Origin of the sequence: Mycobacterium sp. ITM-2016-00318, assembly GCF_002968285.2 — a bacterium.
Lineage (GTDB): Bacteria > Actinomycetota > Actinomycetes > Mycobacteriales > Mycobacteriaceae > Mycobacterium.
On the sequence record NZ_CP134400.1, the window covers coordinates 448583 to 461237 of the forward strand.

Consider the following 12655-nt stretch of genomic DNA (forward strand, 5'->3'; position numbering starts at 1 on the left):
TATAGCTCAAATGAGACGATAATGTCTCAACCCGTTTGACCGGGCACGCTCCACCGCCGGGGCCCATTAAGGCAGGATCAACGACATGGATCAGGTATGGGCGAATCGGGCGGCAAGCGCCGAGGCGGCGGTGATGAAGCGCCATCTGAAACGGCTGTGGCAGTTGCCCGGCACCCAGCTCGGTGTTGTCGGCTGGCCGCCCACGCGCAAGGACCTTACGTTCGGCACCTGGCACTACTGGTGGCAGGCGCACCTGCTGGACAACCTGGTCGACGCGCAGCTGCGCGACCCGCAGCCCGAGCGGGAGAAGCGGATCAAGCGGCAGATCCGGTCACATCGACTGCGCAACAACATGTCCTGGGTGAACAGCTACTACGACGACATGGCGTGGCTGGCGCTGGCCCTCGAGCGCGCGGGCAGGCTCGTCGGCGTCGAGAAGCCAGGGGCGCTCAAGAAGCTGTGCAACCAGTTCGTCAACGCGTGGGTGCCCGAGGACGGCGGCGGCATCCCGTGGCGCAAACAGGACCAGTTCTTCAACGCGCCTGCCAACGGTCCTGCGGCCATCTTCCTCGCCCGTTACGACGACCGGCTGCGGCGCGCCCAGCAGATGGCCGACTGGATCGACGAGACCCTGATCGATCCGGAAACCCATCTGGTCTTCGACGGCATCATGGGCGGATCGCTGGTGCGCGCGCAGTACACCTACTGTCAGGGTGTGGTGCTCGGGCTGGAGACCGAACTCGCCGTGCGGACCGAGGACGCCGACCACGCGCAGCGGGTGCACCGACTGGTCGCCGCGATCGACAAGGAGATGGCTCCCGAGGGCGTCATCAAGGGTGCAGGCGGCGGCGACGGCGGACTGTTCAACGGGATCACGGCCCGCTATCTGGCGTTGGTCGTCACCGATCTGCCGAACAATTCACCGGAAGACAAAGCGGCCATCGCCGCCGCGCGGAATATCGTGTTGAAGTCGGCGCAGGCGGCGTGGGACTACCGGCAGACCGTGGAGGGGCTGCCGCTGTTCGGCCCGTTCTGGGACCGCAATGCGGACATGCCGCTCGCGGGCGGGCAGGAGGCCCAGTTCGTCGAGGGCGCGGTCAACGCCTCCTCGTTCCCCGAGCGCGACCTGTCGGTGCAGTTGTCTGGCTGGATGCTGATGGAAGCGGCGCACGCCGTCTCCGCGAACGGAGAGAGCACATCAGGCAAGGCGAACGGAGAGAGCGCAGCAGGAGAAGAGGAGGGCACACCGGCATGACCGCGCACGCGTGGGGGCACCACCCGCCCGAAGGGCAGGGAGAGAGCGGAGAGGACACCGAACCCGGGAGCTGGACACCGGATGACGACACCGTCGAGCGCGCCAATCTCACCCACTTCATGGCATGGCTGGCCGAAACCGGCCGCGGCGATTTCGGCGGCGACTATCAGCGGCTGCTCGCGAAGTCGCTCGAGGACATCGCCTGGTTCTGGGATGCGGTGTGGCACTACTTCGACATCCGTGCGACGACGCCCCCGGAAACGGTGCTCGCCGACAGGCGAATGCCTGGGGCGCAGTGGTTTCCGGGCGCCACGCTGAACTACGCCGTTGAGGTGTTCCGGCACGAGACCGACGAATACCCCGCGTTGGTGGCAGCGGGAGAGGACGGGTCGACGGAGTGGTCGTGGGCGCGGCTGCGGTCCGAGACGGCGGCGTTCGCGAACTATCTGCGCAGGCTCGGCGTCAAGCCGGGGGACCGCGTCGTCGGATACCTGCCGAACATCGGCGAGGCCGTCGCCGCCTTCCTCGGTGCGGCCAGCGTCGGCGCGACGTGGGCGGTGTGCAACCAGGACCTCGCCGTCGACGGCGTGGTCGCGCGGCTCGGCCAGCTCGAGCCGTCGGTGCTGGTGGCCAGCGACGGCTCGGTGTATGCGGGAAAGCGCCATGACCGCAGCCGGGAGCTGGCCGAAATCCGGTCCAAGCTTCCGACGTTGAAGGCGACGGTGGTGGTACCCCGGCTGGGTGACGAAACGACTGACGCAGACATCACGCCGTGGTCCGACGTGCTCGCACTCGACGCGCCTCTGGAGATCACCCCCGTGCCGTTCGCGCATCCGCTGTGGGTGTTGTTCTCCTCCGGGACCACCGGAACGCCGAAGGGCATCGTGCACGGCCACGGCGGCGTGGTGCTCGAGCACCTCAAGTATCTGAGCCTGCATGCCGACCTCAATCCCGGTGAACGCTTCTGCTGGTACTCCACGACCAGCTGGATGATGTGGAACCTGCTCGTCAGCGGACTGCTGGTCGGTGCGACGGTGGTGCTCTACGACGGCAGCCCGACCTTTCCGCAGACCGACGGCATGTGGAAGATCGTCGCCGACCACGACGTCGCGTTGTTCGGCGCGGGCGCAGGCTATTTCCTCGGCTGCGCCAAGGAGGACTTGCATCCCGGGAAGGATTACGACCTTGCCGCGCTGCGCGGCATCGGATCGACGGGTTCGCCGCTGCCCGCATCGGGCTTCCGGTGGATTCAGGAGGGCGTCGGCCGGCCCGTGCCCGTCATGTCGATGAGCGGAGGCACCGACGTGGTGACCGCCTTCATCGGCGGCTGCCCGCTTGTCCCGATCCGGGCGGGCGAGCTGAACGTCATCTGCCTCGGCGCCGATGTGCAGGCGTGGACCGATGCGAACACGCCCGTGGTCGGCGAGGCGGGCGAGCTGGTCATCACCCAGCCGATGCCGTCGATGCCGGTGTTCTTCTGGAACGACGCCGACGGCAGCCGCTACCGCAGCGCGTACTTCGACAAGTACCCCGGCATCTGGTGCCATGGCGACTGGATAACCATTACCGATCGTAATTCGGTTGTGGTACATGGCCGTTCGGATGCCACATTGAACCGGATGGGTGTTCGGATGGGCAGCGCCGAGATCTACAACGCGGTGGAAGCGCTGGCCGAGGTGGCGGACTGTCTCGTGGTGGGGGTGGAGAAGGACGACGGCGGCTACTGGATGCCGTTGTTCGTCCACCTCGCCGGGGACGCGGAACTGGACGACGAGCTTCGCGGCAAGATCACCGCCGCCATCCGCACAGGTGCGTCGCCGCGCCACGTCCCCGACGACATCCTCGGCGTGCCCGGCATTCCGCGCACCATGACGGGTAAGCGACTGGAGATCCCGATCAAGCGAATCTTGCTCGGCGCCAAGCCTGCCGACGTGGTCTCGGCGAGCGCCGTCGACAAGCCCGACCTGCTCGCCGTCTTCGCGGAGCACGCCCGGGCGTGAGCGTCGACGCGGGACAGGAGAACGCAGGCGGCTTCCCGCGTATCGTCCGGATGCTGCCCACCCGCTTCAGCCGAGACCCGAAGGGCAGGCGCAGCACCGAGAACAGCGCTGCGGGCGTGCTGCTGCTAGCAACGGTCATCGCGATCCTGTGGGCCAATTCGCCGTGGTCCGAAACCTATTGGGCGCTGCTGGACACCCACATCGGCTTCAGCTTCGGCGACATGCACTTCGAGTTGACGGTCAAACACCTCATCAACGACGGCCTGATGACGTTCTTCTTCTTCGTCGTCGGCCTCGAGGTGATGGCGGAGTTCACGATCGGCGAGCTGACCGACCGGGCGAGGGCGGCGGTCCCGGTGCTCGCGGCCGTCGCCGGTCTCGCGGTGCCCGCCATGATCTTCCTGCTGATCAACAGCTCGGGAGAGAACGTGAACGCATGGGGTGTGGTGATATCGACCGACACCGCCTTCCTGATCGGTGCGCTCGCCATCATCAATCCGAAATTCCCTGCGCGGCTGCGTCTTTTCCTGCTCACGCTGGCCGTCGTCGACGACATCGGTGCGCTGTCGGTCATCGCGCTGTTCTACTCCGACAGCATCCGGATCGGGCCGCTGCTGGTGGCCGCGCTCCTGATCGTGGCGATCGCATTGGTGCGGTACCTTCCCGCGGGCCGCGGCGCCGCTTACGCCGTCATCGGCTTCGTGCTGTGGGCCGCGCTCTACTTGGGCGGAGTGCATCCGACGCTCGCCGGTGTCGCGATCGCTCTGCTGATCCCGGTGTTCACTCCGGAGCGCAGGCAGGTGGAGGAGACTGTCGAGTTGATCAGCGCTTTCCGGCAGTCGCCGAATTCCGAGTACGCCCGTGCGGCCAGTCGCGGCCTGCGGGAGTCGATCTCCATCAACGAGCGGTTGCAGACCCAGTTCGGGCCGTACGTGTCGTTCGTCGTGCTGCCGTTGTTCGCCCTGGTCAACGCCGGGGTCAGGTTGACAGCGGAGACGATGTCGGCGGCGATGCGGTCGCCGCTGACGTGGGGCATCGTCGGCGGCCTCGTGCTCGGCAAGTTCATCGGCATCACCGGGGCCACATGGCTTGTGGCGCGGCTCGGTTGGGGTGAGCTCGCGCCCGGCCTGACGCTGCGCCGGGTCGCAGGCGGGGCGGCGCTGTCCGGAATAGGTTTCACCATCTCGCTTTTCATCATCGACATCGCGATCGACGATCCGCTGCGCCAGGACGAGGCGCGCGTCGGCGTGCTGCTCGCCTCGCTGCTGGCGTTTTTGCTCGGTTGGGCCATCTTCCGGATCACCGACTGGCTCAGCCCGCCAGAGGCGGTCGGGATGAAGCTGGTCAGGCCCGTCGACCCCGAGCGCGACCACATTCGCGGGAATCCCGATGCGGCGTTGACGCTGGTCGAGTACGGCGACTTCGAGTGCCCGTTCTGCAGTCGTGCAACGGGATCGATCGACCAGGTGCGCGATCACTTCGGCGACGAATTGATCTACGTGTGGCGACATCTGCCGTTGGAGCGGGTTCATCCGCGCGCGTTCGACGCGGCGCGGGCCAGCGAGGCGGCCGCGCTGCAGGGCAGGTTCTGGGAGATGGCACGCACGATGTTCGCCCATCCCGACGACCTGGAGTGGTCGGACATGTACCGCTACGCCGTCAACGTCGGCTGCGATATCGAGCGGTTCGACAAGGACGTGCGCGTGCACGCGTCGAAGGTGTTGCACCGGGTCGGCGACGACGTGCAGGACGCCGAGGTGATGGACCTCAACTCGACACCGACGTTCTTCGTCAACGGCAAGCGGCACAAGGGGCCATGGGACGCCGCGAGTTTGATCCGGGCGCTCGAGGAGGGCCGACATGCGTGACGTGCTGGCCGATCTGCTCAACGTCTGGGAGGCGGGCGGGACCGTGGGCGTCGGCACCGTCGTCCGGACATTTCAGTCCGCACCCCGGCCGCCGGGCGCGTCGATGGTGGTGGCGCCCGACGGCTCGGTGAGCGGCTCGGTGTCGGGCGGCTGCGTCGAAGGAGCCGTCTACGAGTTGGCCAAAGACGTTGTGCGCGACGGCGTACCGCGTCTCGAGCGGTACGGGATCTCCGACGACGACGCCTTCTCGGTCGGGCTGACCTGCGGCGGGATCATCGACGTCTTCGTCGAAGCGATCTCTCAGCGCACCTTCCCCGAGCTGAGGGCGGTGGCCGACGACATCGCCGCCCACCGGCCGGTCGCCGTCGCGACCGTCGTCGCCCATCCCGACGCCGGCTGGGTGGGACGCAGGCTCATCGTCGGATCCGGTTCGACGCAGGGCACTCTGGGTTCGGCGCGTGCCGATGCCGCCGTCAGAGACGATGCGCTCGGACTGCTTGCCGCGGGCAGCAGCGAGGTGCTCACCTACGGCCCGGACGGTCAGCGCCGCGGTGCCGGCATGGAGGTGTTCGTCGCAGGCTATGCGCCGCGGCCGCGGATGCTGATCTTCGGTGCGATCGACTTCGCCGCCGCGCTCGCCCGGCAGGGCTCGCTGCTCGGCTACCGCGTCACCGTCTGCGATGCGCGGCCCGTTTTCGCGACGCGGGCGCGTTTTCCGACGGCCGACGAGGTGGTGGCCGAATGGCCGAACCGCTATCTGGCCGCACAGCAGGAGGCGGGCGAGATCGACGGCCGCACCGTCATCTGCCTGCTCACCCACGACCCGAAGTTCGACGTTCCGCTGCTGGAGGTCGCGCTGCGGCTACCCGCCGCTGGCTACATCGGCGCGATGGGGTCACGACGCACGCACGACGACCGCATGCGCAGGCTGGCCGAGGCGGGGCTGAACCAGGACGAGCGCAGTCGGCTGGCCAGCCCCATCGGGCTGGATCTGGGTGCGAGGACCCCGGAGGAGACCGCGGTGTCGATCGCCGCGGAGATCATCGCGAGGCGGTGGGGTGGCGGAGGCCGTCCGTTGACCGACGTTGACGGTCGCATCCACCACGAGGGCGGCAGGTGGCCGGGTTAGTCCTCGACCGGTGCCGCGACGCGGCCCGCCTTCCGGCGCTTGTACCACTCGACGATCATCGGGGTGATCGACGCGACGGCGATGAGGATGAAGATCGGCTCGAGCAGTTTCTGGATGATCTCGAACTGGCCGAGCCCGTACCCGAGAAGTGTCAGGCCGACGCCCCACACGACCGCGCCGATGACATTGAACAGAGTGAAAACGCCGTAGCCCATCTTGGCGGCTCCGGCGGTGATCGGTGCCAACGTCCGCACTATCGGCACGAAGCGGGCGATCACGATCGCAAACGGTCCCCGCTGTTCGAAGAAGGCGTGTGCTTCGTCGAGGTAGCGCTGCTTGAGGAGGCGCGCGTTGGGCTTGAACATGTGTGTGCCGACGTAGCGGCCGATGAAGTAGCCGACCTGACCACCGAGGACGGCGGCGATCGGGATGAAGACCAGCAGCTGCCACAGCTGCAAGCTCGCCTGGCCCGCCGCTGCGGTACCCGCGGCCAGCATTCCCGCCACGAACAGGAGGGTGTCGCCGGGCAGGACGGGAAACAGCACACCGGACTCGATGAAGATCACCAGCAGCAGGCCCACCAGGGCCCACGCGCCGAAGTAGCCGATGAGCTTGATCGGGTCGAGGAAGTCCGGCATCAACATCACCGTGGTGGTCATGGCTACCCAAGATACCGGCGTCTGGGCGACGGCCTGCTCAGCGCGCTCGGGCTTGAGATACTGCTTTCCAACAGCAGCGCCACGAGAGGACGTGCCATGCCCATCGCCACACCCGAGGTCTATGCCGAGATGCTGGCACGCGCCAAGGAGCATTCCTATGCGTTCCCCGCGATCAACTGCACGTCCTCGGAGTCGATCAATGCCGCGCTGAAAGGTTTCGCCGACGCGGGCAGCGACGGCATCATCCAGTTCTCGACGGGCGGCGCCGAGTTCGGCTCGGGGCTCGGGGTGAAGGACATGGTGACCGGAGCCGTCGCGCTGGCCGAGTTCGCGCACATCGTCGCCGAGAAATATCCGGTCACGGTCGCGCTGCACACCGATCACTGCCCGAAGGACAAGCTCGACTCCTATGTGCGGCCTCTGCTGGCGATCTCGCAGAAGCGGGTGTCCGACGGCGGCAACCCGCTGATCCAGTCGCACATGTGGGACGGCTCCGCGGTGCCGATCGACGAGAACCTGCAGATCGCCCGCGAGCTTCTCAAGCTGTCGGCCGAGGCCAAGATCGTCCTGGAGATCGAGATCGGCGTCGTCGGCGGCGAGGAGGACGGCGTCGAGGCCGAGATCAACGAGAAGCTCTACACCACGCCGGAGGACTTCGAGAAGACCATCGACGCGCTCGGTGCCGGCGAGCACGGCCACTACCTGTTGGCCGCGACGTTCGGCAACGTGCACGGCGTGTACAAGCCCGGCAACGTCAAGCTGCGGCCCGACATCCTCGCGCAAGGCCAGAAGGTGGCCGCCGCCAAGCTCGGAATTTCCGCTGACGCACAGCCTTTCGATTTCGTGTTCCACGGCGGGTCCGGCTCCTTGAAATCCGAGATCGAGGAGTCGCTGGGCTACGGCGTGGTCAAGATGAACGTCGACACCGACACCCAGTACGCATTCACCCGCCCCGTCGCGGGCCACATGTTCGCCAACTACGACGGCGTGCTGAAGATCGACGGCGAGGTCGGCAACAAGAAGGTCTACGACCCGCGCAGCTACATGAAGAAGGCCGAGGCCGCGATGGCCGAGCGCGTCGTGGAGGCCTGCAACGACCTGCACAGCGCGGGCCGGTCGGTGTCGGCCGGCTGAGCCGGCAATTCAGCTCGGCCGGCTGAGCCGGCAATTCAGCTCGGCCGGCTGAGCCGGCAATTCAGCCAAGGACTAGCCGCTCGGCGCCTGACAGATCTTCCACTGGTCGTCGCGGAACTGCAGGTCAAAGCTGCGGGTCGACCTGGTCTGCGGCGCGTACGCCATGAACGTGGTCACGTTGGCCTCTGCGTGATCGCCGTTGACGACGATCTGGTCGATGCTGGACACCACCGGGTACTGCTTGGCCGCCGCCACCCTGGCGTGGGTGTCGGCCCAGGCCCGCTCGTCGTAGTTCACGTAGCTGTCACGGGTGGTGCCGCAGGTGATGCTGCGCAGCGTGGCCAGATCACCGTTCTGGACCGCGACGTCGAAGTTCTCGATCGTCGAGCGGACCATCTCCTCCTGTGACTCCTTGGACTCGGAGTCGCGGGTCAGCAGCAGCGTGCCGAGTATCGCGACGGCGGCGAGCGCGGCGATGACCAGGATGAGCGCTACGACCCAGCCCCAGCTGCGCCTGCGACCCTGCGGGGGTGGCGGCGGGGGTACGTCTGTGCGCGGCGGAATCGTCTGTGGCGCAACCGGTTTGTTGGGCGATAGCGGTTCGGTGGGCGTCGAGATGATCTCCGTCGCGGGGTCCGCAGTCTTCTCGATGAACTTCGTCGCCGACGAGTCCATACCGGACGGCGCGGTGTACCGCCGCTCGGCAGCCACCTCCTCGGTCGGCGGGCCCGTGTCGATCGTGCCGGTCTCTTCGACCGCCATCACCTCGGTGGGATGCTCCTCGACGATCGGGGCCGCCTGGGTGGGGGCGTCGTGGACGCCCTGCGGCGGCTGCGTCTGTCCGGCCGGCTGCTCGGCGTCGGCGGGCTTGTCGGCTGAGCCCACGACCGGTTCGTCTCCGTGCTCGGGCCCTGATGGGTTCGACATCCCTGCAGCAGTCCTCCCGTGCCGATCAACGTCTGTCGGCTCGGCCGACGTGGTCTCTGTCCGAGCTTAATTGCCCCACGGCACAATAGGCGTATGACGCGGATGGGTGATCTTCTGGGACCGGATCCGGTCCGTCTTCCCGGTGACAGTGCGGCCGAGGCGGAACTCGAAGCCGAGGAGAAACCGGCGATCGTGGCCGCCGCCCACCCTACGGCTTCGGTGGCGTGGGCGGCGCTGGCCGAGGATGCGCTGGCCGACGAAAAGGTCATCACGGCGTACGCCTACGCGCGCACCGGCTATCACCGCGGGCTTGACCAGTTGCGCCGCAATGGCTGGAAGGGGTTCGGGCCGGTGCCGTATTCGCACGCACCCAACCGCGGCTTCCTGCGGTGCGTGGCGGTGCTCGCGAAGGCCGCGGACGCGATCGGGGAGTCCGACGAGTACGCGCGCTGCCTCGACCTGCTCGACGACTGCGATCCCGCGGCGCGCGGCGAACTCGGCCTCACCTAGACCTCACCAGCTCGCCTCGCAGTTGCAGTCGCCCGCGGCGTCGGGAGTCTCGATCTGAACGGTGGCGTGTTCGAGGCCGCGGGCGGCGAGTACGGCCTTGGCCTCGTCGAGCACCTTCGCCGAGTCGGCGGTGGACGTCAGGTGCGCGGTGGCCATGTCCTTGCCGGGCACCAGTGTCCATACGTGGAGGTCGTGCACCTCGGTCACGCCGTCGAGCGCGCAGAGCGCCTTGCGAAGCTCCTCGACGTCGATGTGGCTCGGTGACGACTCGGACAGGATGCGCAGCGCCGCCCGCGCGAGCGAAATGGCGCGCGGCAGCACCCAGAGCGCGACCAGGACGGCGACGACGACGTCGGCGTACGGCCAGCGCGTGGTAACGGTCACGATGCCCGCGATCAGCACGCCGATGCTGCCGACGGTGTCGGCGACGACCTCCATGTAGGCGCCCTTGACGGCGAGGCTGCCCTCGGAGTGCGAGCGCAACAACAGCACCACGATGGCGTTGGCGATCAGCCCCGCGAGCGCGACGACGATCATCGGCACACCGGGGATGTCGGGTGCATCGCCGAACCGGTCGACCGCCTCGTAGAGGATGAAACCCGCCACGAACAGCAGCAGCACGGCATTGGCGACGGCGGTGAACACCTCGGCGCGGTGCCAGCCGTAGGTCCTTTTGGCCGACGCGCTGCCGTGCCGGGCCACCAGCACCGCGGTCAGGCCCATGAACATGGCGACCAGATCGGTGAGCATGTGGCCCGCGTCGGCCAGCAGCGCGATCGAGTTGATCAGCAGCGCGGTGGTGAGCTCGATGACGAAGAAGACCGACAGGATGCCCGCGGCGATGAGCATCCGGCTGACGCGGGTGTCGGCGCCCCCGTGATCATGGTCCGCACCCATGCGGCCAATCTATGCGTAAAGACGCATGTGTCGCAAGACGCTCTACATCCAGGCCGACCAGAACTGGGTGAGGCCCAGACCGTTGCCGACGAGGAACCTGTCGACACCGAAGATGTCGACGAACCAGGTCACAACCGAGAAGAAGTACCGGCTCAACGGTGTCGCGATGAACAGGATCAGCAGGATGAACAGGCCCCACTGCTTGGCGGGGTTGAGCGCCCGCTGGGTGTCGGCGCTCAGATGCGGTTCCAGTGCGCTGTAGCCGTCAAGGCCGGGCACCGGCAACAGGTTCAGCACGACGGCTGTGACCTGAAGGAAGCCGGAGAACGCCATGCCTGCCCAGAACACCATGTGATCGGGGTCGTAGAACAGCGCCGTCGCCGCGAGCAGGATCACGGCGAACACGATGTTGGTGAACGGACCCGCGAGGCTGACGATTGTCTTCTGCCACTTGGTCATGAAGTCGGTTCGCACGTACACCGCCCCGCCCGGGACGCCGATGCCGCCGAGCGCGATGAAGATGATCGGCAGCAGAAGCGAGAGCACCGGATGCGTGTACTTCATCGGGTTGAGCGTCAGGTATCCGCGCATCGCGACGCCGTGGTCGCCGAAGCGCCACGCGGTGAAGGCGTGGGCAAACTCGTGTAGGCAGAGCGACACCACCCAGCCGGCGATGACCAATACGAAGACGCCGACGTAGGCCAACGGCTCGATGCTGTCGGCGGCCTGCCATGCCACCACGCCACCGGCCGCGGTGATCGCGACGATGGCCAGAAAGATGGGGCTCGGCCGCACCGACCCGGCCACTACGGGAACGTTCACCTCACGAAGCTACCGGTGCTCAGGTGGGCCAGTCGCATTCGGTCAGCTCGGCCGACAGCTTCCACAGCTGCCGTGCGGTCTGTGCGTCGCGCGCCTTCTTCAGCGGCTTGGTCACCCGCGGCTTGCCGAACTGCTTGAACACCGGGCAGAGATACGTCCCGGCCGGCAGGTCCGCCGTCACACCCATGACGCTGGAGCGCGACGCGGTCTTGGCGCTCTGCGGCAAGTCCTTGAAGAGGGCCTGCTTCGATGACCAGGCCAGGTAGCCGCCGCTGTAGCGCACGATGTTGGTGTCGGCGCCGCCGGGATCGACGACGATCGCACGCACGCCCTTCCTGGCCAGTTCATAGGTGAACAGCATCACCGCAAGCTTGGACTGGCCGTAGGCCGACCACTTGGAGTACGGACGGGTGTGCCAGTTCAAATCGTCGAGATGCAACTTGGCGAACATGTGGTTCATGCTCGTGACGGAGACGACGCGGTCGGTGATCCGGTCGCCGAGCAGGCAGGTCAGCGCGAAGTGGCCGAGATAGTTCGTCCCCATGTGGGTCTCGAAGCCGTCGGCCGTCCGCGACAGCGGAAGGCCGAGCACGCCTGCGTTGTTCACCAGCACGTCGACGGCGTCCACCGAGTCGGCGAATTTGCGCACGCTGGTCAGGTCGGCCAGATCGAGATGGGCGACCTCGATGTCGCCGGCGATGTCCGCTGCGGCCCGCTCGGACTTCTCGACGTCGCGCGCCGCGATCAACACTCTGTGGCCCGCTGCGGCCAATGCCGTCGCCGTCTCCCTGCCGACACCGCTGTTGCCTCCGGTAACGATGATTCGCACGCGCCTATCTCACCAGCAGCCAACCCTGTGTGTGGCGATAAAACGTAGATCGGCGAACGATTTCTTGCGCCTCCCGCTCGTCGCGGACCACCACCGCGCCCGGCGTGCCGAGCTGAGCGGCCCGTCCTGCCGACCACTGCCGCACGCCTGGGCGAACAACGCACGCGCGAAGCCCTGGCATGGCCTGTGTCGGTTCGATGCGGACACCTGCGACCTCGCCGTCGAACAGCTGGGTGTCGTCGACGACGGCCTCGCCGCGCAGCGGTTCACCGTCGGCACCGCGCCATTCCGCCGCGCCGACGATGACGTGGCCGGTGTCGTCCCGGATCAACGGCACCCGCTGCGCCCTACCGCGTCTCACCCGCCGTGCCGTCCACCATCCGGTGGCGCGGCCGACTTCGACGTCGAGCCGGTCGGTCCGCAGCAGCCGGGTCAGCACCGACGCCACATCCGCGTTGGAACCGACGACGATCAGCCGGCTGGCGCAGGCCGCCGCGGCGTCGATGTCGTCTCGTCCGTCGGCCTTTCGTGCGTGAAGACCGGCCAGTGGCCGAGGCGGGCGTCGGCCGCCGAACAGCAACACCGCGACATCAGTCGTGCTCAACGCGCTCCTTCGGGTACCTGG

Annotated in this window: 12 protein-coding genes; 6 read left to right on the forward strand and 6 right to left on the reverse strand. The window is 67.3% G+C overall.

Going from position 1 to position 12655, the window contains the following annotated elements; all coding sequences use genetic code 11:
• Positions 1 to 85 precede the first annotated feature (85 nt).
• Genes C6A82_RS02055 through C6A82_RS02070 form a run of 4 tightly spaced genes read left to right on the forward strand, consistent with a single transcriptional unit; the run spans position 86 to position 6252 of the window.
• Positions 86 to 1255: a glycoside hydrolase family 76 protein gene (locus C6A82_RS02055; RefSeq protein ID WP_311101626.1), complete on the forward strand. Its 1170-nt coding sequence runs from the start codon at positions 86 to 88 to the stop codon at positions 1253 to 1255.
• The gene (locus C6A82_RS02060; protein WP_105341748.1) at positions 1252 to 3255 is read left to right on the forward strand and encodes an acetoacetate--CoA ligase; all 2004 of its coding nucleotides are present in this window, start codon (positions 1252 to 1254) and stop codon (positions 3253 to 3255) included. The genes C6A82_RS02055 and C6A82_RS02060 overlap by 4 nt, the downstream gene beginning before the upstream one ends.
• A 50-nt stretch (positions 3256 to 3305) precedes the next feature.
• Positions 3306 to 5123 (forward strand): Na+/H+ antiporter NhaA, encoded by a 1818-nt coding sequence (nhaA, locus tag C6A82_RS02065; protein WP_105341752.1) that lies wholly within the window; start codon positions 3306 to 3308, stop codon positions 5121 to 5123.
• Positions 5116 to 6252, forward strand: a complete 1137-nt coding sequence (locus C6A82_RS02070; RefSeq protein ID WP_311101627.1) for an XdhC/CoxI family protein — start codon at positions 5116 to 5118, stop codon at positions 6250 to 6252. The genes nhaA and C6A82_RS02070 overlap by 8 nt, the downstream gene beginning before the upstream one ends.
• Here C6A82_RS02070 and C6A82_RS02075 read toward each other — a convergent pair.
• A complete protein-coding gene (locus tag C6A82_RS02075) occupies positions 6249 to 6911 on the reverse strand; it encodes a VTT domain-containing protein (protein WP_105341451.1) in 663 nt (220 codons plus the stop codon). The genes C6A82_RS02070 and C6A82_RS02075 overlap by 4 nt on opposite strands.
• 96 nt (positions 6912 to 7007) lie before the next feature.
• Between C6A82_RS02075 and fbaA the strand changes: the two genes are divergently transcribed.
• On the forward strand, positions 7008 to 8045 hold the full coding sequence (gene fbaA / locus C6A82_RS02080; protein ID WP_105341453.1) for a class II fructose-bisphosphate aldolase: 1038 nt from the start codon (positions 7008 to 7010) through the stop codon (positions 8043 to 8045).
• Positions 8046 to 8117: 72 nt separating this feature from the next.
• Here fbaA and C6A82_RS02085 read toward each other — a convergent pair whose 3' ends face one another.
• A complete protein-coding gene (locus C6A82_RS02085) occupies positions 8118 to 8972 on the reverse strand; it encodes a DUF4878 domain-containing protein (RefSeq protein ID WP_105341455.1) in 855 nt (284 codons plus the stop codon).
• Between the two features lie 93 nt (positions 8973 to 9065).
• On the opposite strand from C6A82_RS02085, the gene C6A82_RS02090 reads away from it, so the two are divergent.
• The gene (locus tag C6A82_RS02090; RefSeq protein ID WP_311101628.1) at positions 9066 to 9482 is read left to right on the forward strand and encodes a DUF3151 domain-containing protein; all 417 of its coding nucleotides are present in this window, start codon (positions 9066 to 9068) and stop codon (positions 9480 to 9482) included.
• Between the two features lie 3 nt (positions 9483 to 9485).
• Here C6A82_RS02090 and C6A82_RS02095 read toward each other — a convergent pair whose 3' ends face one another.
• From C6A82_RS02095 to C6A82_RS02110, 4 genes are read right to left on the reverse strand one after another with little or no spacing between them, the layout of a single operon-like run.
• Positions 9486 to 10379 carry a cation diffusion facilitator family transporter gene (locus C6A82_RS02095; protein WP_105348722.1) on the reverse strand — a complete coding sequence of 298 codons (894 nt, stop codon included), beginning with the start codon at positions 10377 to 10379 and terminating at the stop codon, positions 9486 to 9488.
• A 42-nt stretch (positions 10380 to 10421) separates the two neighbouring features.
• Complete coding sequence (locus C6A82_RS02100) at positions 10422 to 11201, reverse strand: site-2 protease family protein (RefSeq protein WP_105348721.1); 780 nt, start codon at positions 11199 to 11201, stop codon at positions 10422 to 10424.
• 19 nt (positions 11202 to 11220) lie between these two features.
• Complete coding sequence (locus C6A82_RS02105) at positions 11221 to 12030, reverse strand: SDR family NAD(P)-dependent oxidoreductase (RefSeq protein ID WP_105348719.1); 810 nt, start codon at positions 12028 to 12030, stop codon at positions 11221 to 11223.
• A gap of 4 nt (positions 12031 to 12034) precedes the next feature.
• Complete coding sequence (locus C6A82_RS02110; RefSeq protein WP_105348717.1) at positions 12035 to 12634, reverse strand: peptidase M50; 600 nt, start codon at positions 12632 to 12634, stop codon at positions 12035 to 12037.
• Between the last annotated feature and the right edge of the window lie 21 nt (positions 12635 to 12655).